Raw genomic sequence first — 23,879 nt, 5'->3', positions numbered from 1 at the left:
CTATGCTGGAAATTCAAATGTTACTTCGCCAGGCGTTTACGGATTGACTGCAATTCTTTCTGGCGCGCCTTGGTTATGGTCGGGTAACTCATGTTGAGACTCTTCAATGTTTCGACGATCACATGTGAAATGATAAGCCTGGCGTTCTTTTTGTCATCGGCAGGCACGACATACCAGGGCGCCGTCTCTGTGCTTGTGGCGCTTAAACAGGCCTCATAGGCCTGCATGTACTCTTTCCAGTACTTTCGTTCCTTAATATCGGCCAGGCTGAATTTCCAGTTCTTTTCCGGTTCATCCATTCGTTGAAGGAACCGGTTTCGCTGCTCTTCCTCTGAAAGATGAAGGAAAAATTTTATGATTCGCGTGCCATTGCGGTAGAGATGGCTCTCCAGGTCGATGATGGATCGATACCGGTCTTGCCAAAGATTTTTTTCGTCAAGCAATTCGTCCGGCAACCCCTGGCTCAACAAAATCTCCGGATGCACTCGCACGATGAGAACCTCCTCGTAATAGGAACGATTGAAGATACCGATGCGTCCGCGTTCAGGCAGAGATTGCGTGGTGCGCCACAGAAAATCATGGTCCAATTCTTCAGCGCTGGGATGCTTGAAGCTGAACACCTGGCACCCTTGTGGATTCACTCCGGACATGACGTGCCGGATTGCGCCGTCCTTGCCTGCGGCGTCCATAGCCTGAAAAATTAGCAGCAAGGCATAACGGTTCGACGCATAGAGGAGTCGTTGCAGGTCGCTGAGTTCTTCAATATGTTTTTTGAGAGCCTGTTTGTATTGTTTTTTCGAACTATAGATATCCTTTACCCTGGTTGGCCTTTTGCTGAGGTCGACTGTTGTGCCTTCAGCTATGCGGAGTCCTTTGGTCTGAATGTTCATGGTTGTTCTTCTTTCATGGTTCGATGTGTGGGTCATTTGCCTGGTAATCCCTGGTGGCTGGTGTGTCGGCCAGGGCCTCAAAGCCGGAGATGACGTCAAAGAGTTCCTCGTCGATGCCACGTTGGCGCAACTGGTGAAAGTGCCGATTGAGGTCCTCCAGAAGCTCGTCGATGTTTTTCTCGGCGCGTTGCATGGCGGTCAGTCGGCTGGCGTTTTCGCTGGCCAGAGATTCGGCGCATGCTCGGAAGAGAGAGATAAACAGATATTCATGAATGAGCGCCAGCAGCGTGGTCCCGCCACTGTCGATAACCTCTGGGAGGTTTTTCGTTGGCCACGGGAGTATGGCCAACTCGCTTTGCCAGGTTTCGTCCAGTGGCAGCAGGCGCTGATTGACCGGTGCATAGACTGCTCTGGAGGTGGGGCGGTTGTAAAAGAGTTGGAGTTCGTGGATCGTTCCCCGGCTATGAGCGGCTTCGCTTTCCAGGAGAATCTTTCCGACAAGTGGCGTAATGGCTTTGATGGAGTTCGGGACCGGAAAGAATCCTCTTAGTAGGAGACCTGCGTCTGCCAGGCGCGACTGCACGCGCTCGCCCACCGCCCATACCGTATGACGTCCAGACCGAGCGGCCAAGGTCTTGACCGCATAATCGGCAATCACCTCATTAAACTGGCCGACCAGTCCCTGGTCTGAACCGAACACGACTGCGCCGATCGCACCTGTCTTTTGTATCTTCTTCTGTTCTCCCAAAAAGCCCGCCGGCGGGGTTTCCCTAAAACAGACGCTTAAACCCAGTTCCACCGTGCGGGCATAGTCGGCTAATGCGCTCACCGATTGCTCGTATTGTCCGATGCTCGAGGCAGCCAAGGCCTTCATCGTGCGGACAACGGATTGGAGATCACCCGCTCCGTCGATCTGTCGCCGCAAACTGACCATGGTATCGCTCATGTCTTCTCCTTGAGTTCCGGCGTGGGTTGAAAGCATGCCAGTGCTTGACGGGCGATCCGAATAATTGCTTCACGATCTTCGGCCTTCAATTTATCTATGCCTTCCAGTCGTTTGCACAAGTCAAACGGGATGTCGAGGGATGCCTTGTGTAAAGCCTGTTCGGCCTCCGTCATCTGGGCAAGCGGCACAGGATCGAACAATTTATCGGTCAACGCCAATAGCAAGGTGATTTGAGCGGGCACGGACATCGGGGTGAATTCAGGCTGTTTGAGGATGGCGCGGATCCGCCGTCCGTGCTCGATAATCTTTCTGGTGTCCTCATCAAGCCGGGCACCGAATCTGGCGAAGGTTTCCAGCTCCTCAAATTGTGCATAGGCCAGCTTGAGATTTCCTGCGACGGACCGGTAGGCCGTCCGTTGGGCCTTGCCTCCAACACGGGAAACAGATCGACTGACATCGACGGCAGGGAGCACCCCTAATTCGAACAGGGAAGGTGAGAGATAGATCTGCCCATCCGTGATAGAAATTAAATTGGTCGGAATGTAGGCGGAAATATTTTGTGCTTCGGTTTCGATGATGGGCAGGGCAGTCAGGGACCCGCCACCCAGTTCTTCCCGGAGGTGGGTGGCGCGCTCCAGAAGGCGCGAGTGGATGTAGAAGATGTCGCCGGGAAAGGCTTCTCGACCGGGTGGGCGACGCAAAAGCAGGGACAGCTCACGATAGGCGCGGGCGTGATGCGTCAGGTCGTCATAGACAATCAGCACATCGCGACCCTGTTCCATGAAATGCTCTGCAATACTGGTTGCGGCATATGGGGCGATATAGGCGAGCCCCGGTGGGTCATTGCCTTCGGTCACGACGACGACGGTATACTCCATCGCTCCTTGTTCGCGGAGGGTGGCCACGACTTTCGCCACTCCGGACGCGCGCTGGCCGATGGCGCAATACACGCAGAGTACATTCTGGTCGCGCTGGTTGAGAATGGTGTCGACGGCAATGGCCGTTTTGCCCGTCTGCCGGTCCCCAAGAATTAACTCGCGTTGACCTCGCCCGATGGGAATCAGTGCATCGATGACCTTGATGCCGGTTTGTAGCGGCACCGTGACGGGAGCACGATTCATGATGGGCGGGGCCGGACGTTCGATAGCCAGACGCTCGGTGGAAACCACAGGCCCGCGGCCATCCAGAGGCCGTCCTAAGGGGTTGATGACCCGTCCGATTAATCCATCAGATACCGGCACGTCCATGACGTGTCCTCTCCGTTCGACTTCATCACCCGCATGTAACTGCCAATAGTCGCCAAGGAGCACGACGCCGATATCGTCTTCGTCGACGTTGAAGGCAATACCATATACATCACCCGGAAATTTCAGCACCTCCTCAAACCCCACGCCGGGCAGTCCGGACACCCTGGCGATACCGGTGGAGACGTTGGTGATTCTCCCTATCTCGTGGGCTGTCATGCCGGGTGCAAAGTCTTCGCGTGCGTGGCTCATACCCGCAAAGGTTGTGTCGAAGAGACTGTACAGGTTTTTAAAGGGGTTATTCATTGGCATGGTGTTCGGGATGCACTGCGGCTTTTGTTGCCGCTTTTGGGCGTACGTCCAGGAGGTCGCCGACGTGTTGCTGAAGCGATGCGAGATAATGCCCGATGCTCCACGCAATCTTGTGTCCATTTGCCGTGAGTTCGATTCCGCTGATCAGATTCGGGGCTGTCTCGAACTGGACGCGGGTATGAATGGCGAGCACATCCCTGACCGCATCTTCAATTGCCGCCTGCTGCGTGGCAGACAGGCGGAAGGTGGTGCGCACGATTGCGGGGGGAGAGGCCGCCTTGAATGCCGCTTCCAGCTCTTTTCTCTCCACAGGATTCAGTTGGTGCAAGCGGCGGATAAAGGCGTCGGCCATTTGTTCTTCCAGATTCGTTGTGGCGAGGTCCGCCAATGTTTTACGCGCGATGGCAAAAACTTCCTCTCGTGTCCGGCGGGTGAGTTCTTCACTGAGGTGCTGATGCTCGCTCTTCAGCGCCTCCTGCCACTGGGTCCGCAGGACGTCCGACTCCTTCCGCGCGTGGTCAATGAGTTGTTGACGTTCGGCTGTGGCGGTATTCACCGCGTTGGCCATCAGTGCCGCACGCTGCTGGTCGAACTCCTCGTTTTTGCGTTTGAAGGCGTCGCGCTCCTGTCGGGCTTCGGCTTTTCTGGCATCGGCGTCTGCGAGTTCGGCGGCGATCCGTTTCTCCCTCGCGTCCAGAGCATTGAGGATGGGTTTGTACAGGAAACGCTTCAGTAGCCATACGAGGATTAGAAAATTGAGTGCCTGCGCGATAACAGTAAACCAATCGATTAACATCGGTTCATTTTCCTGCGGCCTGGGCCAGAACGTGATTCCAAAAGGGATTGGCGAAGATCAGAATCATCGAGACCACGAAACAGTAAATAGCTGTGGACTCGATCATGGCGAGGCCGACAAACAGCGTTCGTGTGATCGTGTTTGAGGCATCGGGCTGTTGGGCCAGCGAAGTCAAGGCGGATGAAACCGCCCTTCCTTCCCCCAGTGCGGGTCCAATGCAGCCAAAACCGGTGGTGAGGCCGGCTGTGATAATCGATGCCATAGCGATGAGCGTCATGCTGTCCATAGAAGAGTCTCCTTTTGGTGTGGTGACGTGTGTGTCAATCTTGTGCTCCGGAATCCGAAAGCGTTCCATGCTGCTGGGTTCGTGTCGCGGCAGCGATATAGACCGTGGCCAGGATGCTGAAGATATAGGCCTGCACCATCCCGGTGAGCAGCCCGAGCAGGCTCATGACGATCGGGAAGATAAAGGGCGTGATGGTCAGGAGAATGCCCACAATCATGGCTCCGCTCATCATGTTGCCGAACAGGCGGACGGCCAGGGCCAGCGTGCGCGAGAATTCGCTGATAATGTTAAATGGCAACATGATGACCGTCGGCTTGAGATAAGACTTGAGATACTCCCCAACTCCCTGCTCCTCAATCCCGAAAAGCGGGACGGCGATAAAGACGCACAGTGCAAGCGCCACGGTGGTGGAGAGGGATCCTGTCGGCGGCTCGTACCCGGGAATGATCGTACAGAGGCTGGCCAGAGCGATGAACAGAAAGATTGTTCCGAGAAAGCTGAGATGCTTCCGTGGCTGACTCAGGCCGACCTCTTCAATTTGTTTCTCAATAGCCGTGACCACGATTTCCAGAAGATTCTGCCACCGCGACCGTGTCAGGCTCGTGGAAAGATTTCGTGTCATGACGGTTGATCCAACAACCAACACAAACATCAAAGCCCATGTGAACGCAATGGTGGCATTCAGCTTGATGAAACCGTATTGCCAGAGAATGATGTCGTCCGGGCTAAGGTGCATGGCTGGGCCCCTGTTCCGGCCGGATTGAATTGTCGGCTAAGCCGGTGAGCCGGGTTACAATCGGACGTGCCATGGTAAATCCGAGGAGGCATACCAGCAGCTTCACCCAATGGCCATCCGAGGCCACATAGAACCCGGCCAAGGTCAGGCAGGTTCGTATCAGCAGGCTGCCGATGAACCAAAATGCCGGTTGTGTGGACGATAGCCCTTTCCGAATCGTCCACCATAAGCCGCCAAAAAACATCCCTCCGAGCCCCATGCCCATTACCAGCGCAGGCACCATCATAAAAATTTCATTCATGGTGATTCTCCTGTTCGGCACGAATTTCCTGGTCCTCCTTGGTCACCCAATGCCACGCGTTCACGCAACCGATGATCAGGCCGATAAAGAGCAGGGTGAGTGTCCATGAGTGGGGTCCGGGATACTGTTTGTCCAACCAGAGACCGAGCGATGCGCCCAGTAGCGTCGGAATGGCCACCGACCAACCGATCAGCCCCATCATCCCCAATCCAAACCAAATGGTCCGCGTCGTGTGACGCTGCGCCTTGAGTTTGCGCGCAGCTTTCGTGCCGACCTGCCGGGCCATGGGCGTCTCTTCCCTGAGAGGCTGCTTTTCCGGGTTCTCAGTCATGGCGAAAATCCGCGAAGCGGCGCACAAAGCTACTTTCCAACTTGGTCATCACGAAACGGAGGCTCTGCTCCTCTTCGTTCAGGGTCAGAAATTCACGTTCCACTGCTTTCCGCAATTGGTGGAGGTCGGTTCCGGCAATGGCGTTCCTGACGGAGACCAACACCTCCAGGCCATTTTTAACCAGCACTCCTTCGTCGAGGGCCACATATTGCTCTTCATCCCCATTGGTTTCGTAAATCAGAATTCCCGGCTCAAGCGCCGCTACGCAGTCCAGCCGTTGAGGCAAAATACCAAACGCGCCCTGACGGGTCTCTGCAACGATCCGTGTTACTGCGTTCTGTTCGGAAAAAATCCTGAACGGCAGAAGAATTTTCAGAGTCATGAGCCTCGGCTGCATGTCCGACCTCCGGTTGCGAATGGGACGGTGACTTCGATTTACCGTTCGTGTTTCGCATTAAGTGTCGGGTCGCCCGCGGGTTTGTGTGTGGCCTGCGGTCCCTCCTGAAGAGGAGGTTTGCCCGATGTCGCCTGTTTCTGGGCATCTTCAATTCTGCCAATCATGTAAAGGGCATGTTCCGGGCAATCCTTAAACTCGTCCCGAAGGATGCGTTCACAACCGTCCAGGGCGTCCTTGCGGCTGACGAGCTGTCCTTTGAGGCCCGAGAACTGTTCCGTCGTGAAAAACGGCTGGGTGAGAAACCGCTCAAGACGTCTGGCGCGAGCGACGACTTTCCGGTCCGCCAGGGACAGTTGTTCCAAGCCGAGCATCGCGATGATGTCCTTGAGTTCCGCATATTGCGCGAGTGTCCGCCTGACGTCCTGCGCAATGCGGTAATGCCGTTCATCAATCGTGCCCGGCGTGGCCATTTTTGAATTTGACTGCAAAGGATCAATGGCCGGGTAAAGCCCTTCACTGGCCCGTTTGCGTGAAAGCACAATGGATGCGGAAAGATGCGAGAAGGTGTGCACGGCCGCTGGGTCGGTGAAATCGTCTGCAGGCACATACACGGCTTGAATCGAGGTAATGGCTCCGGAGTCGGTGTTGGCGATGCGTTCCTCTAACCGGGACAATTCGGTTCCCATCGTGGGTTGATAGCCCAGACGTGATGGCATCTGTCCCATCAGCCCTGAAACCTCCGAGCCCGCCTGGATGAACCGAAAAATGTTATCGATCAGCAGCAGGACGTCCCGATGCTCGTCGTCACGGAAATACTCCGCCATGGTCAGTGCCGCGTGGCCTATACGGAACCGGCTGCCCGGTGGTTCGTTCATCTGACCGAAGACCATCACCATATTCGACAGCACACCGGCTTCCTTCATTTCCCGGTAGAGTTCTTCTCCTTCACGGCAGCGTTCGCCGATCCCGCAAAAAATGCTGACTCCCTGATGATGTCCGATCATATTGTGAATCATTTCGGTGAGCAAGACGGTCTTGCCCACGCCTGCTCCACCAAACAGACCGGCCTTGCCTCCGCGCTCCAGCGGTAACAGCACATCAATGATCTTGATGCCCGTCTCGAAGATCTCGGATTTGGTGGAGCGCCGGGATAAGTCCGGCGGGGCTCGATGGACGGTACGATATTGAATCTCTGTTGGTGTCGGCTCCCGGTCGATGGAATTTCCAAATACGTCGAACATGCGGGAGAGAATGCCTTTCCCGACAGGCGCCATCAGCGGTCCGCCGGTGTCTTCAACGACCATGCCGCGCGCGAGGCCTTGTGTGGGCGTCAGCGCAATGCCGCGCACGCGATGTGCATCGAGTTGGGCTAACACCTCGATGGCGATTCGACCCTCCTGTCCTGTGCGCAATAATGAGTAGATAGGCGGTAAATGGTCATCGAACCGGATATCCACCACGCTGCCGCGCACGGAGACGACCGCGCCAAGATTTGAAGGGATGGTGGTATGCTCCATGCGTTGACTCCCTGAATTTCCGGTTCTACTGAAGCAGCGCCTGGCCTGAGCCATTGTGCTTCCAAGAGGGATCCGGCCTTATGTTTCGTCCTGTGGGTGAAGGATCCCTCAGCATGTTCTTCAATTCAACTCCTTAGCGGTCATATGAGTCAATGTTTCCAATCTAAGCATTTTTCGTTTGATAGTCAGGGCCCGATTGACGTGTGCGTGTGACCTTCGCCCACTTTAATAAGGGCTTTCCGGGTCATGACAGGTCCGATAAGTTCGAAGACGATGGTTGATCCAATCGTCACGGGAAGAATGACCTGCTTGAGTTCGGGTAGGTGTTGGCTGGCCAGAAGCGCCATGCCCAATGCAACGCCGGCCTGAGGCCAAAGGGCCATCCCCATTCATCTTCTCCAGACATGTGGGACCTCACTGATGATACCGCCTACCCATGCTCCCCCCACGAGCCCGAGCAGGCGCAAGAGAATATAGGCGAGACCCAGCACACTGGCTGCTCGCAAGGATTCCAATTCCAGTGAGGCTCCCGCCAAAATAAAAAACAGGACCATGAAGGGCCACTCGATTCCTTCGATAGCCGTAAAAGGGCGTCGGTGATGAGTCGCCAAATTTGACACCGTTGCCCCCAGCATCATTCCCGCTACTATAAATGACACATGCAGCCATACGGCCATTCCCCCGCATAAGAAGACGATGCCCAAGGCTTCGACTTGAGTGGGTTCTCCTGGTTGAAGTCGCCCCGTTAAATAGGCCATAGGGATACTCAAAAGGAGTCCCAGCAGTAAGGCTCCACCAATTTCCCAAATGCCGAGGAGAACAATGTCCCATCCCTCTCCCTTTCCGTATAGCGCCTGAGCCATGGCCAATAAAAAACTGAATACGATGAGCCCCCAGGCATCGTCGATGCCCACAACACTTTCCAGTGTTTGAGAAAATTCTCCCTGGCCTTTTACCTCCCGGATCACATCGATGGTGGCCACAGGGTCGCTCGCAGGAGCAATGCCTGCAAGAAGAAGAGCGATTTCCGGAGGAAACCCCATCAGGAGAAGACCAAGGAACATGGCTGCCGCTGCTCCGACCACTTCTCCAATAGAAATCCAGAGAACCGGTTTCTCCCTTTTTTTAAGAGATCGAAGCGTCAAATGGTGGCCGATCAAAAATCCCACCATGGACAAGGCGATATTGGTGACAACCGGAAACCAATCCTCCCTGAAGTCCGGCAACACATTGAACCCCGCGGGACCAATGACAAATCCGGCCAGGAGCAAGAGTGTGACTCGTGGTAAAAAAGTCCGGCGTCCCAACAGGTCCGTGAATAGTCCCAATAGGAATATGGCGCCAAGTGTAACCAGTATTTGGGGGATGTCGTCCATCGGTTTTTGCTCAAGAAATGCTCAACGTGGTTAATGACGGATTTGATATGGAACCGAACTCAAGAAGAACCGATGACCTTCAATCCAAGTATCTTCCCTTCCTGCTTGAATGAGCGGGCCATCATATTGATGTCTTGGGTAAGAAGGTCGAATGCTTCAAGCCACGGGCTGTGATGAGTGGCGGGCTTGAGCCCACCCCGCTGCGAGCGACAGACCCTGCCGGGCATGCGTGTGGATAAGGGAGAAGAAATCCTCAGGTTAAAGGGAGAAGAGGGGATGGAGGGAATCGTGGGGAGGGACGTTGTTTGACGTCCATAGGGCATCAATGACGAAAGGGAGAGGAGACAGGAGAGTCGGCTAGGAGTGGAACCGCCGTCCCGGTCAACCGGAAGCGTTTGGGTGGTGCAGAGAGTTGGGGTCGTCGTCGGCAATTATTTCCTTTTTCTTGAAACGGATGAGGGTTTGGTGGGCTTCTTTTTCGTGTCCGTTTTGAGCGGGTTGGATACCGCATCAACATCGGTGAAGGGCTGTCGTTTGTGGTAAGGATGCGGGACGCAAAGCACTGGACATGTCACGGTGCGAACCACTTTTTCTGCCGTACTGCCAAAAAAAATCCTGGTAATATCCCCTGTTTGCCCGCCATAACTACCCATGACGACAAGGTCGACCTGTTCTGTTCGTGTCATGCGGGCAATTTCTATAAAAGGGTTCCCTTCGCTGAGTAAACGCGTGATTTTTATCCCTTTGGCTTCAGGCAATGCCAGCAGGCCCCGTGCCAGAAGACGAGCCTGATGATGTAATCGTTTTTTTTGAACTTTCTCCTCCGAGGGCAGCGCGAGCCCAAGAGCGTTCAGGGCATTAAGGGATTTGGTGTCGATGACATGAAGGAGTATGACCTCTGATTGAAAACTTCGTGCGAGACGAAGACCTACCAGAAACGCCTCCCGTGAGGATGGAGCAAAATCGACGGGTATCAGAATTTTTTGAAACAAACCGTCACCCATGTTGTTGACCTCGTGATGTGGTTGTCATAGCGTAGATATTTACGATAATGCATGAGGACTCAGCAAAGAAAATGCCAGACCATGTTCTCTTCCTGAGAATAGGGTTTGAGTGAGACGTAGACGATCCAAAAGGCTGGCTCGTGCCCAATTACGTTTTTTGGGCTCCCGGGAAAAGCGGAAAAAAGCTACACCATGATGAAGGAAAATAGTCCCAAAAAAGGGCATGTGGAAATAGGGTGAACGGTTTTGAGGTTTTCTTTTCATGTAAATTTCAAATTTCCGGCCAGAAAAATATCAGGCAAATGCTTTTCCACTTGGCAGGATTCCTGCGAGTGAAAGAATGTGTCGTCATAAAGAGTGGACTTGTGCGAAGTGTTCTGTGGGAATGAGATGGAGGAGACGAGCCAATGAGAATCCTGTGTGCGGTTGATGAATCGGAGTTTTCACTCTGGGCCCTGGAGTGCATAGGCAAGCTGTTTCGCCATTCGGTAAGCGAGTTGGTGCTGTTGCATGCGGTTGATCCACGGATCTTAAGAGGGGGTGGGGTGAAGCGACCCAGAAAGCATGAGTCAGGAACCAAAGATATTTCTCAAAAACTGGAGGCAGCGGGTCAGAAGGTCTTGACGGGTTGTGCGCACCGAATCGAAGTGGCCTTAAGCCAGGCCACGACCAAACCCTTCGCGGCGATTAAGACGGCCTTGGTGAAAGGGCATGTGGCTGATTCAATTATTACCTATGCCGAGCGGAGTCGGCCTGACTTGGTGGTTGTGGGATCACGCGGAATGAACGATCTCCCGGGATATCTGCTTGGAAGTATTTCGAGGACGATTCTGACCCATGGGCCCAGCTCCGTCCTGACGGTCAAAAGTCCACTCGATGTACCGGTCTCGGTCTTACTCGCCCTGGACGGGTCCAAGCCATCCAAGTTTGCGGCAAACAAGGTGAAAGAATGGTTGTCTCCTGAAGAGGTGACCCTTCACCTGGTGTCGGTTGTGCCCGATATCCTGACGGATGCGTCTAAGAAGCTATTTCCGAAATCACGGTTGAAGGCCATGGTGGCTCCTCTTCGGCAGCATGCTCAGGAATGCCTTGAGCAATATCGAGAATTGTTTCTTAAGGAAGGGTTTCAGGTGGTGGGAGAACGTCTTCAGGGGAACCCACGGGAGAAAATCGTCGAGTCGGTTCCAGCCTGTCATGCCCAATTGGTGGTCATGGGTTCCAAAGGGCTGACGGGTGTGGAACGATTTACCATGGGAAGTGTCTCGGAATGGGTGAGCGCGTATGCGCCTTCTTCCGTGCTGGTCGTCCGGCATTAACCTTAATCGCATGAATGCCGAATGTTTTGTCTGCCTTCATAGAGGACCATCTGGGGAAGCGCGGACTTGACCCGACATGATAAACATAAAGGAGGGATATTGTTGAACACAGGAAAGACAGGCCATGTGCATATGAGGTCGATGAAACCAGGAGGATCGTGGATCGAAGGGTTGATGGGGGTCGTATTCATCGGATGGCTGATGGCCTCCGGAGCCTATGGGGAGCATCTGGATGTGTCCGGTGACCTTACAGGCAACTCCCCTGACTGTCATGGGGCATTCCTCGGCAAACAGGTTCCGGAAGAGACGTTGACCCGGATGTTTGCCGCACATGCCCGTTGGCTCGCCGACCATCAAGATCCCAAAGGGGTGCAGGCCGATTTATGCGGGGCCGATCTGTCCGGGGTCGATTTTCGGGAAGAAGATTTGAGCGGGGCCAACTTTCAAGGGGCCAATCTGACGCGTGCCGTGTTCACCACAGCCAAGTTAGTCCATGTGAATTTTCAAAAAGCTAACCTCACCGAAGCTTCTTTCTACTCGGTGGATATGCGCGGAGCCACAGTCTCAGGTGCTAGGGCACGGTTGGCGGATTTTCGAAAAGCCGATTTGACCCAGGCCAATTTCACAGGAGCCGATCTGCGAGAAGCGAATCTCGCAGAGTCCCGTTTCCGCCTGGGTATATTACGAGGCGCCGATTTGGAGGAGGCCTATCTGGTCAGGGCGGATTTCGAAATGGCCAATTTGGCGGAGGCGTCTCTTATTCGAGTGGATGGCCGAGAAGCCAGTTTTCAGCGGGCCTTACTCGTCAATGTCAAACTTTTGGATGCGGATTTAAACCGAAGCAATTTGCAAGAAGCCGATCTTCGCTCGGCCGATTTGTCCGGTGCGGATTTGGGTTTAGCCAATCTGAATGAGGCCGTGCTGACGCATGCCAATCTCCGTGAAGCGAATTTGGACAGGGCCGTCCTGTTTCAGGCCAATCTCGAAGGAGCCAATTGCGCCGGGGCAAGTTTTCAGAATACCGACCTGCTTGGGGCGAATTTAGCGAATAGCCATCTCTTGCGGGCGACATTGGATGAAGCCTATCTTGCGAAGGCGAATTTGCACGGGGCAAATCTGGAAGGCGCCGATGTCTCGTGGGCGAACCTGGTTGAAGCGGATCTTTCACAGAGCAATCTGGAATTTGCCGTGCTGTTCCGTACCAATCTGCAAGAGGCCAAACTGGATGGGGCGAGGTTGTACGGGGCCGATCTTCGGGGAGCGAATCTCGAAAAAGCCTCTTTTCAAGGCACGCATTTGGAGGGTGTGGCCATTCGGTATGCCCAAGGATTAAACCAGGCACAACTGAATCAGGCTTGTGTCGATGCACGAACCCGGTTGCCGGAAGGATTGCTGGGACCGTCGCCATGCCTGCGCTGAGGACGAAAATTTGGGCCTCACAAAACGGTGGGAATTCGACAAGCATGCTCAATGTCTCATGTACAAGTATAGAGTGTGAATCCAGGCAATCGGGCACGGAGTGTCGGAATGTTCACCTTATTTGAGCCGGGGGGCATGCGGGTCCCCTATGTGCCGGGTTCGTTCCGGCAGAGACATGTCGAGAAAATTTCGAAGGCCTCTCCCGCTGGCCGGGTGAAGGTCGGGCACGAAAACCTTCCTTCGGTTTCTCAGAAGAATACCGGACCATCTCCCTTGCAGGCCCGCTTATATGAACAAGTTGAATCGTTCACGCAATCTTCCCGAGCAAAGATTTTTGCCAGGGACATCATGTCCTTTCCTGTCGTCACGCTTTCTGTGACGTCCTCACTTTCCCAAGCCTGGGCTGTGGTGCATTCCAAGCGATTTCGACACATTCCTATTCTCGATGCAAAGGACGTCGTGGTCGGGATGTTATCCGATCGCGATTTGTTCCGGGGAACCATGGAGTCGGTTCTTTCGGGAGAAACCGCGTCTCATACACAAGCCGGAGGTTCTATTCGAAGTCTGGTCAGTCGCCCGGTCCTCGTCGCGTCCCCTGAAACGGAGCTTCGCGCACTGGCGAGAGTGTTGTTGGAGGAACACATTGGCGCATTGCCGATTGTGTCTGAAGTCGTGGGCTTATTAGTGGGCATGATTACCAGAAGCGATATTCTGCGTGCCCTGGTTGCCCATCCCGACTTTGACCAATGGGTATAAGAGAAAGGGGTTTTTTAGCCCAAGGGTGAGGAAGCGGACAATTCCTCTCTTATCCTTTTGCCGAGTTAAAGGAGGAAACGCATGCTAAACCAAGGAGAGAAATTGTTAATCGTCCATCGCCGACTATTTGAAAAAGATTCGCCCCGGTTTTTTGTGGGAGAGGTGCTGATCTATGAAGCCGGGATCGTCAAGGTGAAAGGTTATACGTTTGTCAAAGATATGTTCAGCGGAAACATGCAAAAGAAGTCCGACCTTCGCACAAAGGTCATGTCGATTGTCTCAGGGACCCTTATTGTGTATCAATTGCCGGTGACGGCCCTCTTGGATTCAATGAGATTCAGTCTGGACCAGGATGGAGGGTTGGTGCTCACAGATGAGGGGGGATTCTCGATGGATGTGTCGGAATCCCTCTACAAACACGAAACGCATCAATAACCACACGTCCTTGGTCTTTTCTCTGCCCAGAATCGGCTCCTTCCTCTTTTTTTGTCTAAGCGTTCAGTCTCCTATGGCCGGCCTGTGGTTTAGGCAACAATTTGCTTGAGTGCCAGTCTCTGCCCTTTAAGGAGAGAGTGGCCAATACGAAAAGAGGCAGTGGGAAGAAAATGCCGTGAATGTTTAGGAGGAATTGACGATCGTGTCAAAGGTACTACGGAATTGGTCGGGAGTCATGTGTAAAATTTCGGCGTACTGTGTAACGGTTTCCATGCGTGCCAAATCTTCCGGTTCTAAGCGGGCCATATAAGCACGGGCAATTTTATAGGATTCCGATTCGACATCGACCATGCGCACTCGGGTGCGGCCTGTGGCGGAGTCCACCATGTCTGTAAACGGCAGGGGGGTAAAGCGTCCGTTCACGATGGACACCATGGCGCCATTTCCTCCATCCAGAAGAAATTGGGCGGCGCAATACCCCAAGTCCCGAGTGTATTCCATGTCGAACGGAATCGGGTCGGCGCAACGAAGTTCATAGCCGATATTTTTGGACACGATGGTGATCTTGATGTCAGAGTGTTTCAGCTTTTGGGTGACGGTTTCCTTCAGGACCTTTCCGATATCCAGTTCCGCCAGCCGGATATTGCCATGTTCATCTCGTTCAACTCCGCCTAGGAGGGTGAGGTCGTCCTGATCCAAAAACTCCGACAGTCCTTCAGCTAACACGGCCACGCCGTCCGAGCGGCCTTGGACCAGACGTTTGGTCATGGCTCCCACCAGAATGTTGGTTAAGTGACCAAGCTTGAGTGTGGTCCCCTTGAATTCCTCAGGAATCAGCGTCAGAGTCGCCCCTGCCGCTTTACCAATGCCTAAGGCCAGGTGTCCGGCCTTACGTCCCATGGTGACCACAAAATACCATCGGGATGTGGTATGGGCGTCAATCATCAGATTTTTGACCAGCTCGACTCCCATGTGCCGGGCCGTTTGAAACCCGAAGGTCGGCATGCCATGGGGAAGGCACAAATCGTTATCAATCGTTTTGGGCACGTGAACAACGTGCAATCGCCCACTGGCCAGTTCCGCGAGTTTTAATGCGGAAAAGGCTGTATCATCCCCGCCAATCGTGATAAGGCCGGTGACATCCAATTTTTGCAGGGAGGTCAACGTGGTTGATAAGTCTTGAGGGCGTTTGGTCGGATTGGCTCGAGATGTGCCCAATAACGAGCCACCACGAAAGTGCAAGTGGCTGACCGTTTCGCGGGTGAGAGTTTGCGTGTGGGAGAGGTCGCTTTTCATCAACCATTGGAATCCATCTTCAATCCCGATCACCTCTACCCCACAGAGACGACTTCGAATCGTGGCGGCTTCAATCACACTATTGATGCCGGGAGCAGGTCCGCCCCCGACTAGAATGGCGAATTTAGGAGATGGGGAATCCATGGTATCGTTTCTCGCGCTAAAGATTATAGCATACCATCATAGGGAGAGGCTCTTCGAGTAATCAAGCCGGAGCGTGTGAAGTTGGTTCACGAATCAAGAGCACGGAGCAGGGGGAGTGATGAATGGTCGCATGAGATACACTCCCGTGTGCCAGTCGTTGAAGCGGCGAACGACCGGGAGTACCCATGAGGACTAACTGGGGTTGAAGCCGTGAGATCTGTCGTTGAATGACTGAGGAAGGAGCCCCTGGTTCAACCATACTCTCTACGGAATACCCCAGGCTTGAGAGTTTGTCCGAAACGTCTTTCGTTAAACGGGCTCCTCCATTCTGGAGTTCTTTCTTCCAGGAGTCAGGTAGGAGTGCGCTAACCGGGAGAAGAGGCTGGGCAAAGGGGATGACATGCAGCACGGAGACATGAGGCGTGACTCGAAAAGGCTGCTGGGATAAAAACTCAATGGCCCATCCGGCATCAAGAGGATGTTCGATGAGAAGAAGAATGTTGTTGAACGGGATAACGGGAGCCTTGACGAGAAGGACATGGCACGATGCGTGGGTGGCGATCCGGTGGGAGACGCTTCCAATCAGATGTTCTTTAATGGTTCCCAGACCGCGCGACCCCATGATGATGAGATCCGCCGATTCGTGCTGCGCCATCGAGAGAATGACCGAAGCGGGAATCCCAATTTCAAGGTGTTGAGAGACCTTCCCGCATTCGGGTGGCAAAAGGGAAGCGGCCTTTTCGAGGATTCGAGCGCCTTCTTCCCGCAACGCCTTTTCCGCGGCCCCGGAAAAGTCATGACCGACACTCATCCCTGTTCCCGGATAGGCGAGTTGAGGTATGGAAATGGTGTGGAGCAGCAGCACGCGTTCCGGAAGAGACAAAGCCTGTACGCTTCGAACAGCCTCCTTCGCCTGTGACGAATCATCCACAGGAATCAAAATCGTTTTGTATTTCACTGGCGCGGTTGGAGTTTTCATGTTTCCTTCGCGTTATGGGGACCCCACCAGACTGTGGGATGAGGCTCCGTGTTATCTGCTAGAAGCATTTGTGGACGTTTCTTGGAATGGTTGAGGTGACGGTTTATGAGTAGCGACACCTGTTGGACTTCAACCTCGGAGCATATGGCATTCAAGCGCTAATCGCGTCAAAGGATCATGCATGTGGGGAACCTTAATGTGGTGGCCCCGCCTTCCTCTGTGATTGATGATCGTGATCAGTCTCAATAATTGGCGCCAATTGTCCTTAAATTTCAAATCGTTAACGGACCATTCCCTCCGCAGAACAATTCAGAAATCATTCTCATCTTGTTCTTCCTGCCGGGGAGTGTGATCATCAGGTTGAAACTCCGCTTCTTTACGATCGGTGGGATGAGGCATCCGCCTGTTCGTGACCTGTCGGATTAGAGCGTGAAAGCGGATGCTCAGGTTTTTGGAGTGGGCATGTATTTATGCCCAAGGCCTGCCACGCCGGGCAGTATCCTATAATGCCGGTCAACAAGGCGATAAGGCCGACAATCATGAGGATTAAATCCCCCCACCCCGGTAGGAAAGAAAATCCTGATAAGGCAAGCAGGAGAAACCCGACCCCGACGCGTATTACTCGTTCATGGTGTCCGATGTTACGATACTTTTTCATATCACACCTCTTCAGATGGAGAAGGCCAATTTAGTCGGTCATTTAGTCTAAGTCTCCACTGGCGACCCGCACTGCGCCCAGTACCTGGTTGGCGTTGAACGGACGTCCAATAATTTGAATGGCACCCAGTTGACTGGCTTCTGGAGCGAGGCTTTGATTCGATTGTCCTCCCAATACCACCACCTTTCCTGAGAATCCCTTTTCACGGAGTTGACGTAAAATTTCCAGACCGCTCGGCTGGGTCAAATATAAATCCACCACGACCAGAGAAGGGTTATGACATAATACCGATTCAATAATATTTTCCCCCTCATCCAGCAAAAGAAAGGGGTCGCCCCTTTCCGTTAAGGTCTGCTGTAGATTTTTTCGCAAGATGGGGTCAATGGTGGCGATGAGTAACATACAAGAGATATCCGTTAAAATATTGTACAATCTGGAGACATCAAGACCTGTGCCAAAATGAAAGGAAGAGAGGACTTTGATTTTTTAGGAAAGAAAATTTTCCAACACCGGAAAGTGGCGCAAAAATCCTCATTTCAGCTTTGGAGAGGTGTTGCGCTTGTCCTCAATTTCTTCAGGCTAAGAGTCTGATTGTGAAGGGGCCTTTCATTTGAAAATTTTGTAATATTCATTCAATTCCCTTGACGACAACAATGAGAATCTTGCTGGGGTTGGGCAGTATGTCGTTCTGATGAGCGGTCACCGTCAAACGTGTCGTCATATTTTTCAAAAGGAGTCGTAAGTTAATGAGGGCGTTATTAGTGCTGGTTTGCTTCTTGGGTTGTTCGGGAACCGGATGGGCGAAAGACATTGAATTGGTCGCCCTTGGGGTGAGAGGTGGCATGAACTTCAAAGAGGCCGGCCTACAGCCTGGCGAAAAGGAAGATTTTGAACAATTTGACGTCTTTGGCATCATGGGACTTCCCTGGAGGTGGGAAGGTATGTCCGGGTGGGAGGTGCGTTCACAAGTCTGGGGTACTGCTGGTGCGTTGAGGGGAGCCGGGGATCTCGGTTTTATCTCAACGCTCACCCCTGGTCTGGCTTTAAAAATTCCAAGTTGGTGGTTGGTTATTGATGGCGGAGTCGGAGGAGCGCTCATCAGCAAGTGGAAGTTTGGCCGTCAAGATATTGGTGGTCCGTTTCAATTCATTGCACACGTTGGTGTGGGTATTCAGCTTCCAGGGCACATGGTTGTGGGCTGGCGATTCCATCACATGTCTGATGCGACAATTTATGGAAAGAGTCGTGGTGTAGACTTGCACATGCTTGAACTGAGTTACGCTTTCTGAGGATATTTATGGTCTTCCCCCATGGCTCTTTCAGCAGGCATTGGTGAAGAGATCGACGTCCGGCCCCTTTCCCCATGCATGACGTCAGCTCTGTCTTGAATTTTTCTAGAGATGGGAAAAGACAGGTGGATGAGGGGGGTCGGGAAAGACGACGCCCCTGGGAACCGGAGCAGCCTTCAACGTGACCGGCTTTCGAGGAGGATGTGGCCTCCTCGAGGCTTGGAAAATTAACTCCCCCCGGTTGCTAGCCTCCATAGACATTAATTAAATGGTTATCAATCAGATGATTCAATAAGTCTGTGCGGGAGATCATACCGAGAAGCTTGCCATCACGTACGACGGGAATGCGGATAATCTGATGTTTGATCATGTGGTTGACGATTTCCTGTGCTGTTGCGGTTTCTTCAACCGTCACCGGATTTGTGGTCATGACGTCTTCGGCTTTTAGCTCGTGCAAATCCTTCCCCTCGACCAGGGCTTTCAATACATCAAATTCGGTGACCATTCCCACCAGATGATTGCCCGGTTCGATAACAGGGACTCCGCTAAACGTGCCCGAATGGATGAGAATCGAGAGGTCGCGAGCACTATACTGACGAGTGACCGCGACCATGCGGGTTTGCATAAGATCACGGGCCTTAATATGAAGATTCGGTGTAGCCATAAAACCTCCTAATAGATGAATAGAAATTTCCTATGAGGCAATCCTGGATAGGACCATATGGATGTGTATCTTAAATCTCGCACAGGGGTTCCAGCAAAACATCGGGCTATTTGATTTCCTGGTTTTTCTCGCGATTCTCTCTGTCACCATCCTCTCTCTGCTATGAATGGGTTGGATGCGAACGATGACTATACAAAATGGTGAGGCCTGAGGTCTCATGTGGGGAGGCATTCAGGAGAAAAAGTGTAAACAAATCAGGGCCGCCCGCCAGGGGCTGTGTCTGAAAGGGCATTCGGCAGGCCGCTAATCATGATTTCCGACTCATAATTGGGAAAACCGGTTTTGATGTTTTGAAGGTTTAACTGAATCTGGCAGACTAGAGGTAGTCTGAGCAAAAATCAGCACCTCTTTATGGAAGCTGAGAGTCGGCTCTCAAGAAAGATGTCCATGTGAGTCAGGTCCCCCATTTGATAGGGATGGCGCCATCGTAAGACGGGGAATAAGCATGTCTGTTATCATTCACGGCTTTGAACCAGGAACCCTGCAGGCCAAGGTGCAAGCCAGAACCGCTCACGCCATGCACCAAGGTGCGATACGTACGATTCCCACCCGTTTTGAGTTGGTGGAACAAGCCGGGGTTATTTTTCTGATACGAATTGTGTCCAATCTGGTCAGGAAGGTGCAGGCAAAGGTCGATCAACGGCATGCTTCCAAGGCTGCCAACACAGATCAGAACCCCTTTCTGCCTTACGATCAGGATCTGTTTGTGGCGGATATTTCCGATACCCATGTGTGTTTGTTGAATAAATTTAACGTTCTGGATCATCACATCCTCATGGTGACGCGATCGTTTCAGGAACAGGAATCCTTCCTCACGCTGAGTGATATCGAAGCTGTGTTATTGTGTTTGGCCGAGTTCGAAGGATTGGCTTTTTACAACGCGGGGGAAGCCGCTGGCGCGAGTCAACGACATAAGCATTTGCAAATGGTCCCACTTCCCCTGACCGCTGAATTCGCCCATCTTCCTATTGAACCTCTTTTGGAAACCGTCCGATTCGAAGGGACGATTGGGAGGGCTCCCGGGCTCCCTTTTTCCCATGTGTTGGTCCGGATGAAACCGGAATGGATTGATTCTCCCTTGAAAGGGGCACAAGAATTGCTGAAGCAATATCTGGAAATGTTGCAGACTCTTGGCTTGCCTGACCGTGGACCTGGAGGGAAAACCAGAAGCCCTGGGCCTTACAATTTACTGGTCACACGGCAGTGGATGTTATTGGTGCCACGGTCCACAGAATGTTTTGAAGACATTTCCGTGAATGCCCTGGGATTTGCCGGAGGCTTTTTGGTGAAGAATGAGGCGCAGCTTGATCGATTGAAAACCTGTGGGCCAATGACCGCACTTCGTCACGTGGCCTTGTGCTAGGGGAATGTTTCATGTTTCCCCTCGTGAGCGTCCATGAGTATACTGGAAGCGCGGTTTGTGGTGATGTGAGTGTCTGTTGTCTTTAATACTCAAATCGAGAGGGAAGAAAATACTATGGATCTTCAAATTGACAGTCGGAATGTGACAATGACCCCACGGTGGAAAACGGAGATTGAAAGTCGGATGGCCGATCTCCAGGCCGGCCATGAGGATCTGATCCATGGGCGGGTAACACTCACAAAAAACGCCCATCACAAAAAATCCCAAAATGTGGCCGAAGCCCTTGTGGTCGTCACGATGCCTGGACGGCATACTCTGACGGCGAGAAAAGAGGAAAAGACCTTCGAAGAGGCTATCCGCGCGGCATTCTTTGCCATGGCCATCGAAGTTAAGAAGTTTCGGGACAAACGGGCCTCCAAAGAAATTCGGGTCCCGCCTATTCCGTTACGCGGAGTGATCTCTAAATTATTTCCCAATGAAGGATATGGTTTTCTTCTCCAGGACGGAGGAGGCGAGGTCTACTTTCACAAAAATGCGGTACACGGCATGAAATTCGAGGAGCTTGAGGATGGGGTGGAGGTCTCCTTCAATGTGGAAGATGGGGAGAAGGGGCCACAGGCAACCACGGTTAATCCGCTTCCCAGTGTCCCGGGAGCCGTCGATAAAGCTGCCTTTTCTTGAAGCGGTTTGATCAAGAAAGACAGTGATTTTAGACGAATTTTTCTTCTTTTGAGAGGAAGCTTGGTGTTTGGGAGTGGCAGGAAATTTCTGCTCCGTGGAAATGCCTGTGTGGATTTTTGCGCATTGAACCTGTAAATAATGTTCATGCACGTGTAGTGTAATCGTGTTGGGCTCCCTGCACATTCCGCAGAAGGATATTTGGCAAAGAATACGATCCGGCTTGGGCGGCTGAACGTTCGACTTCTGCTGTTCAGGTGATCACATCTAGCCGGCCTTCTTTCAGCGAGTGCTGGTTCCCGATCTGTCCAACCCGGCTAGGCCATTTCAGTCCCAATCCCGGATCCTGCTCTTTCAGTGCCAGATAACCGGTTCACACCAAAGCCCGAGGCCGTGTAATGCGGTCGGGCTTCGGGTGTTTCTCTGCCGAGCGGGCTTTAAGGGGTACGCTTTTGTAATATCGGGGTTCGAGGACTTTGTAATATCGGGCTTAGGGGCGCCGGCCTATTCACGGTCGGGTTTTGTGTTTCCGGCCTTTGAATATATGTGGAGCATCCCTGGGAGTTCTGTCCAGCAAAGCAATCTCGTGAAGGGTTTAAGGTCTGAGGGTCGATCCTTCGCTCAAGCAAATCATTGGGGTTTAGAAGAAATAGCATCAAGAAGTGATCCAGTGAGGTTGCCTCACCTGATGTCACACCTCCGGCTCCGGGTCCCAACACATAACCCTTGCCCAATAACTTTTGCACAGCTGCCGCACAATCCAGCCCTCTATTGATTTCCACATCAACGGTTGAAGACATATTATCTACCACAAAATTGTTTGTGGCGTTCTCGACGCAATCCAAAAGGACAACATTCCGATTGAAAAATGGGAGCTTCTGAGCCTCAGATACCTCCCCGGTTAGAAAGATTCCGGTCAGACCTCCAAGTACCAGGGCTATTCCAAAAACGGTCTTGTTTGGTGAAAGGTGCCTCATTTGAGTCCTCCGTGTGTATAATTGTAAGAGCTATGCCGAGACCATTCGGTAAGCTTTGTCACTTCCTGCTTGTGATTGAGGATTGTTCTTCTTCCTCTTCCAGCCCTCGTCCCGGCTAATGGATGTGTTGCGAAAACAACCTCCGGTTCAAACGTGGAGTCCCTCCTTTGTTGAAGTTGAACAAAAAAAGGCCTTTGAGGCTTCCATCATCCTCAAAGGCCCTCCATTGCCTTGTCCCAATGTGCTTAACCGCCTATCAACTGATCCTATGATAGGCGAGAGAAATTTTTACCACAATTTGATTGAGAATGTCCCACCCCTTATGGGCTTACGGGGGTGCTGGTCGTGACAGCCTCAGAGGCAGGTCCCATAACAATCTGCCCTGGGTTTGAAATGCCGGCTGGCAAGTCGCCGGGGATCGGGATCACCATGGCGTCATGTTAATAACGATAGTAGAGGAAAACTCTCAGGTTGCTTAGAAGAGGAATACGCAGAAGGTCAGGAGAGCAATTATTTGACAGTTGTCTCCGGTTTGTTGAGGGGGGGAGTTGCAGGGTATCGGGTTCCTTCCAGATCAAGCTTTAACGAAAGAAATTTCAAGATGTCTTTCAAGGCCACAATACCGACGAGACGATTTTTGTCCATGACGATGAGCCGGCTGTTTCCGGTCCGGTTCATCAGTGAGAGGGCTTGCATGACGTCGGTATGGGGAGCAATGGTGTTGTGATCATTCAACGGAATGAGAAGGTCATTGACGGTGCGATAGTCCCATTCCTCGCGATTCAAGTTGTTGACGTGACGTGCGTGAATGCAGCCTACGGGCTGTGAGTGGTTGATCACAGGATAGATATCGTGGAGGTGCCGGTAGACGTACTGGTCCACGAATGCCCGGATGGAGAGATCGGGTGCAACCGTCACGACATCGGTTGCCATAAACCGTTGGATCGGTTCTCCTTCGAAAGCCTGCCTGGCGAGCAGTTGATCGTAGGAGGCACTGGCGGCCCGGTCGAGGAAGAGGCCCAGCACGCAGAACCATATGCCATTCAATGGCCGGCCGTGAAGGATATTGAGGACGCCCAGGAACAGCAGAAGGAATCCAAAACCCGATCCGATGCGGGAGGCCAGGTGTGTCGCCCATTGTAGATCGCGCTTCCAGTGCCATAACATCGCGCGAAACATGCGGCCTCCGTCCAGGGGGAAGGCCGGAAAAAGATTGAACACGGCCAGGACCAGGTTGATAAATCCCAGGTACCCGAAAACCGCAAAAACCGGAAGAGGAAGGCTAAGCAGGTGTCCTAGCGCGTACGCGCCATAGAACACTCCTGCTAACAAGAAACTGGCCAGTGGCCCGGCAATGGCCATGCGGAACTCGGATGTGGCATTGGGCGGCTCTTTGTCCATTTGCGCCACTCCGCCAAAAATAAACAAGGTAATGCCGGTAATGGGAATGTCGTATCGTCTTGCGACCAGGGAGTGAGACAACTCATGCAGGATGAGAGACCCGAATAGTCCGATGGCCCCGGAAATGCCCATCAGCCAATAGGTGGATTCCGGCAAATCCGGATATTCATGCGGAAAGAATCCCATGGCCAGTGACCAGACAATCAACAGTGCCAGAAAGGGCCAGGTCCAATCGATGCCGACCTTGAATCCCAGCAGTTGAAACAGGGGGACTGTGCGCTTGAGCATAGGTGGGAACCTTATCAACC

Annotated in this window: 27 protein-coding genes; 7 read left to right on the top strand and 20 right to left on the bottom strand. The window is 52.8% G+C overall.

The window, feature by feature from the left end; translation table 11 throughout:
* Positions 1-20 precede the first annotated feature (20 nt).
* The 14 genes from H6750_01025 to H6750_00960 all read right to left on the bottom strand — a co-directional run bounded on the left by H6750_01025 (position 21) and on the right by H6750_00960 (position 10,136).
* Positions 21-890, bottom strand: a complete 870-nt coding sequence (locus tag H6750_01025; GenBank protein ID MCB9772894.1) for a polyphosphate kinase 2 family protein — start codon at positions 888-890, stop codon at positions 21-23.
* A 13-nt stretch (positions 891-903) separates the two neighbouring features.
* Positions 904-1,836, bottom strand: a complete 933-nt coding sequence (locus tag H6750_01020) for a F0F1 ATP synthase subunit gamma (protein MCB9772893.1) — start codon at positions 1,834-1,836, stop codon at positions 904-906.
* A complete protein-coding gene (locus H6750_01015; GenBank protein MCB9772892.1) occupies positions 1,833-3,386 on the bottom strand; it encodes an alternate F1F0 ATPase, F1 subunit alpha in 1,554 nt (517 codons plus the stop codon). The genes H6750_01020 and H6750_01015 overlap by 4 nt, the downstream gene beginning before the upstream one ends.
* Complete coding sequence (locus H6750_01010) at positions 3,379-4,188, bottom strand: F0F1 ATP synthase subunit B (GenBank protein MCB9772891.1); 810 nt, start codon at positions 4,186-4,188, stop codon at positions 3,379-3,381. The genes H6750_01015 and H6750_01010 overlap by 8 nt, the downstream gene beginning before the upstream one ends.
* Positions 4,189-4,192: 4 nt before the next feature.
* Positions 4,193-4,474, bottom strand: coding sequence for a F0F1 ATP synthase subunit C (locus H6750_01005; GenBank protein ID MCB9772890.1), 282 nt, complete (start codon positions 4,472-4,474; stop codon positions 4,193-4,195).
* 34 nt (positions 4,475-4,508) lie between these two features.
* Positions 4,509-5,210: a F0F1 ATP synthase subunit A gene (locus tag H6750_01000; GenBank protein MCB9772889.1), complete on the bottom strand. Its 702-nt coding sequence runs from the start codon at positions 5,208-5,210 to the stop codon at positions 4,509-4,511.
* Positions 5,200-5,511: an ATP synthase subunit I gene (locus H6750_00995; protein MCB9772888.1), complete on the bottom strand. Its 312-nt coding sequence runs from the start codon at positions 5,509-5,511 to the stop codon at positions 5,200-5,202. The genes H6750_01000 and H6750_00995 overlap by 11 nt, the downstream gene beginning before the upstream one ends.
* Positions 5,504-5,842: an AtpZ/AtpI family protein gene (locus H6750_00990; protein ID MCB9772887.1), complete on the bottom strand. Its 339-nt coding sequence runs from the start codon at positions 5,840-5,842 to the stop codon at positions 5,504-5,506. Before H6750_00990 ends, H6750_00995 begins: the two co-directional genes overlap by 8 nt.
* A complete protein-coding gene (locus H6750_00985; protein MCB9772886.1) occupies positions 5,835-6,239 on the bottom strand; it encodes a F0F1 ATP synthase subunit epsilon in 405 nt (134 codons plus the stop codon). Before H6750_00985 ends, H6750_00990 begins: the two co-directional genes overlap by 8 nt.
* A 38-nt stretch (positions 6,240-6,277) precedes the next feature.
* The gene (locus H6750_00980; protein MCB9772885.1) at positions 6,278-7,756 is read right to left on the bottom strand and encodes a F0F1 ATP synthase subunit beta; all 1,479 of its coding nucleotides are present in this window, start codon (positions 7,754-7,756) and stop codon (positions 6,278-6,280) included.
* Between the two features lie 185 nt (positions 7,757-7,941).
* On the bottom strand, positions 7,942-8,145 hold the full coding sequence (locus H6750_00975) for a hypothetical protein (protein ID MCB9772884.1): 204 nt from the start codon (positions 8,143-8,145) through the stop codon (positions 7,942-7,944).
* The gene (locus H6750_00970) at positions 8,146-9,132 is read right to left on the bottom strand and encodes a cation:proton antiporter (protein MCB9772883.1); all 987 of its coding nucleotides are present in this window, start codon (positions 9,130-9,132) and stop codon (positions 8,146-8,148) included.
* Positions 9,133-9,191: 59 nt separating this feature from the next.
* Positions 9,192-9,563 (bottom strand): hypothetical protein, encoded by a 372-nt coding sequence (locus H6750_00965; protein ID MCB9772882.1) that lies wholly within the window; start codon positions 9,561-9,563, stop codon positions 9,192-9,194.
* Positions 9,564-10,136 (bottom strand): universal stress protein, encoded by a 573-nt coding sequence (locus H6750_00960; protein MCB9772881.1) that lies wholly within the window; start codon positions 10,134-10,136, stop codon positions 9,564-9,566. It abuts the gene before it with no gap.
* Positions 10,137-10,543: 407 nt separating this feature from the next.
* Between H6750_00960 and H6750_00955 the strand changes: the two genes are divergently transcribed.
* The 4 genes from H6750_00955 to H6750_00940 all read left to right on the top strand — a co-directional run bounded on the left by H6750_00955 (position 10,544) and on the right by H6750_00940 (position 14,062).
* A complete protein-coding gene (locus tag H6750_00955; protein ID MCB9772880.1) occupies positions 10,544-11,452 on the top strand; it encodes a universal stress protein in 909 nt (302 codons plus the stop codon).
* Between the two features lie 141 nt (positions 11,453-11,593).
* The gene (locus tag H6750_00950; protein MCB9772879.1) at positions 11,594-12,871 is read left to right on the top strand and encodes a pentapeptide repeat-containing protein; all 1,278 of its coding nucleotides are present in this window, start codon (positions 11,594-11,596) and stop codon (positions 12,869-12,871) included.
* A gap of 108 nt (positions 12,872-12,979) precedes the next feature.
* The gene (locus H6750_00945) at positions 12,980-13,627 is read left to right on the top strand and encodes a CBS domain-containing protein (GenBank protein MCB9772878.1); all 648 of its coding nucleotides are present in this window, start codon (positions 12,980-12,982) and stop codon (positions 13,625-13,627) included.
* An 81-nt stretch (positions 13,628-13,708) separates the two neighbouring features.
* Positions 13,709-14,062, top strand: a complete 354-nt coding sequence (locus tag H6750_00940; GenBank protein MCB9772877.1) for a hypothetical protein — start codon at positions 13,709-13,711, stop codon at positions 14,060-14,062.
* A gap of 183 nt (positions 14,063-14,245) precedes the next feature.
* On the opposite strand, the gene H6750_00935 is transcribed toward H6750_00940, so the two are convergent.
* The 4 genes from H6750_00935 to H6750_00920 all read right to left on the bottom strand — a co-directional run bounded on the left by H6750_00935 (position 14,246) and on the right by H6750_00920 (position 17,541).
* A complete protein-coding gene (locus tag H6750_00935) occupies positions 14,246-15,502 on the bottom strand; it encodes a 6-phosphofructokinase (GenBank protein MCB9772876.1) in 1,257 nt (418 codons plus the stop codon).
* A 61-nt stretch (positions 15,503-15,563) separates the two neighbouring features.
* Positions 15,564-16,481 (bottom strand): universal stress protein, encoded by a 918-nt coding sequence (locus H6750_00930; protein ID MCB9772875.1) that lies wholly within the window; start codon positions 16,479-16,481, stop codon positions 15,564-15,566.
* Positions 16,482-16,857: 376 nt separating this feature from the next.
* Positions 16,858-17,139, bottom strand: coding sequence for a DUF2892 domain-containing protein (locus H6750_00925; GenBank protein MCB9772874.1), 282 nt, complete (start codon positions 17,137-17,139; stop codon positions 16,858-16,860).
* 42 nt (positions 17,140-17,181) lie between these two features.
* The gene (locus H6750_00920) at positions 17,182-17,541 is read right to left on the bottom strand and encodes a response regulator (GenBank protein ID MCB9772873.1); all 360 of its coding nucleotides are present in this window, start codon (positions 17,539-17,541) and stop codon (positions 17,182-17,184) included.
* Positions 17,542-17,885: 344 nt separating this feature from the next.
* Between H6750_00920 and H6750_00915 the strand changes: the two genes are divergently transcribed.
* Entirely contained in the window at positions 17,886-18,428 is a 543-nt protein-coding gene (locus tag H6750_00915) for an acyloxyacyl hydrolase (protein ID MCB9772872.1), read from the top strand.
* 244 nt (positions 18,429-18,672) lie between these two features.
* Here H6750_00915 and H6750_00910 read toward each other — a convergent pair whose 3' ends face one another.
* A complete protein-coding gene (locus H6750_00910) occupies positions 18,673-19,092 on the bottom strand; it encodes a CBS domain-containing protein (GenBank protein MCB9772871.1) in 420 nt (139 codons plus the stop codon).
* 505 nt (positions 19,093-19,597) lie between these two features.
* On the opposite strand from H6750_00910, the gene H6750_00905 reads away from it, so the two are divergent.
* Positions 19,598-20,515 carry a phosphorylase gene (locus tag H6750_00905; protein MCB9772870.1) on the top strand — a complete coding sequence of 306 codons (918 nt, stop codon included), beginning with the start codon at positions 19,598-19,600 and terminating at the stop codon, positions 20,513-20,515.
* A gap of 114 nt (positions 20,516-20,629) precedes the next feature.
* The gene (locus H6750_00900) at positions 20,630-21,196 is read left to right on the top strand and encodes an HPF/RaiA family ribosome-associated protein (protein MCB9772869.1); all 567 of its coding nucleotides are present in this window, start codon (positions 20,630-20,632) and stop codon (positions 21,194-21,196) included.
* A gap of 1,484 nt (positions 21,197-22,680) precedes the next feature.
* On the opposite strand, the gene H6750_00895 is transcribed toward H6750_00900, so the two are convergent.
* Entirely contained in the window at positions 22,681-23,859 is a 1,179-nt protein-coding gene (locus tag H6750_00895) for a site-2 protease family protein (protein ID MCB9772868.1), read from the bottom strand.
* Positions 23,860-23,879: the final 20 nt, after the last annotated feature.

The sequence above is a fragment of the Nitrospiraceae bacterium genome (assembly GCA_020632595.1).
Lineage (GTDB): Bacteria > Nitrospirota > Nitrospiria > Nitrospirales > UBA8639 > Nitrospira_E.
This window is presented reverse-complemented; position numbering and strand designations above follow the sequence as displayed.

Coding starts and splice junctions, on each gene's coding strand:
- H6750_01025 (MCB9772894.1), bottom strand. CDS start 890: ATGAACATTCAGACCAAAGGACTCCGCATAGCTGAAGGCACAACAGTC.
- H6750_01020 (MCB9772893.1), bottom strand. CDS start 1,836: ATGAGCGATACCATGGTCAGTTTGCGGCGACAGATCGACGGAGCGGGT.
- H6750_01015 (MCB9772892.1), bottom strand. CDS start 3,386: ATGAATAACCCCTTTAAAAACCTGTACAGTCTCTTCGACACAACCTTT.
- H6750_01010 (MCB9772891.1), bottom strand. CDS start 4,188: ATGTTAATCGATTGGTTTACTGTTATCGCGCAGGCACTCAATTTTCTA.
- H6750_01005 (MCB9772890.1), bottom strand. CDS start 4,474: ATGGACAGCATGACGCTCATCGCTATGGCATCGATTATCACAGCCGGC.
- H6750_01000 (MCB9772889.1), bottom strand. CDS start 5,210: ATGCACCTTAGCCCGGACGACATCATTCTCTGGCAATACGGTTTCATC.
- H6750_00995 (MCB9772888.1), bottom strand. CDS start 5,511: ATGAATGAAATTTTTATGATGGTGCCTGCGCTGGTAATGGGCATGGGG.
- H6750_00990 (MCB9772887.1), bottom strand. CDS start 5,842: ATGACTGAGAACCCGGAAAAGCAGCCTCTCAGGGAAGAGACGCCCATG.
- H6750_00985 (MCB9772886.1), bottom strand. CDS start 6,239: ATGCAGCCGAGGCTCATGACTCTGAAAATTCTTCTGCCGTTCAGGATT.
- H6750_00980 (MCB9772885.1), bottom strand. CDS start 7,756: ATGGAGCATACCACCATCCCTTCAAATCTTGGCGCGGTCGTCTCCGTG.
- H6750_00975 (MCB9772884.1), bottom strand. CDS start 8,145: ATGGGGATGGCCCTTTGGCCTCAGGCCGGCGTTGCATTGGGCATGGCG.
- H6750_00970 (MCB9772883.1), bottom strand. CDS start 9,132: ATGGACGACATCCCCCAAATACTGGTTACACTTGGCGCCATATTCCTA.
- H6750_00960 (MCB9772881.1), bottom strand. CDS start 10,136: ATGGGTGACGGTTTGTTTCAAAAAATTCTGATACCCGTCGATTTTGCT.
- H6750_00955 (MCB9772880.1), top strand. CDS start 10,544: ATGAGAATCCTGTGTGCGGTTGATGAATCGGAGTTTTCACTCTGGGCC.
- H6750_00950 (MCB9772879.1), top strand. CDS start 11,594: ATGAAACCAGGAGGATCGTGGATCGAAGGGTTGATGGGGGTCGTATTC.
- H6750_00945 (MCB9772878.1), top strand. CDS start 12,980: ATGTTCACCTTATTTGAGCCGGGGGGCATGCGGGTCCCCTATGTGCCG.
- H6750_00940 (MCB9772877.1), top strand. CDS start 13,709: ATGCTAAACCAAGGAGAGAAATTGTTAATCGTCCATCGCCGACTATTT.
- H6750_00935 (MCB9772876.1), bottom strand. CDS start 15,502: ATGGATTCCCCATCTCCTAAATTCGCCATTCTAGTCGGGGGCGGACCT.
- H6750_00930 (MCB9772875.1), bottom strand. CDS start 16,481: ATGAAAACTCCAACCGCGCCAGTGAAATACAAAACGATTTTGATTCCT.
- H6750_00925 (MCB9772874.1), bottom strand. CDS start 17,139: ATGAAAAAGTATCGTAACATCGGACACCATGAACGAGTAATACGCGTC.
- H6750_00920 (MCB9772873.1), bottom strand. CDS start 17,541: ATGTTACTCATCGCCACCATTGACCCCATCTTGCGAAAAAATCTACAG.
- H6750_00915 (MCB9772872.1), top strand. CDS start 17,886: ATGAGGGCGTTATTAGTGCTGGTTTGCTTCTTGGGTTGTTCGGGAACC.
- H6750_00910 (MCB9772871.1), bottom strand. CDS start 19,092: ATGGCTACACCGAATCTTCATATTAAGGCCCGTGATCTTATGCAAACC.
- H6750_00905 (MCB9772870.1), top strand. CDS start 19,598: ATGTCTGTTATCATTCACGGCTTTGAACCAGGAACCCTGCAGGCCAAG.
- H6750_00900 (MCB9772869.1), top strand. CDS start 20,630: ATGGATCTTCAAATTGACAGTCGGAATGTGACAATGACCCCACGGTGG.
- H6750_00895 (MCB9772868.1), bottom strand. CDS start 23,859: ATGCTCAAGCGCACAGTCCCCCTGTTTCAACTGCTGGGATTCAAGGTC.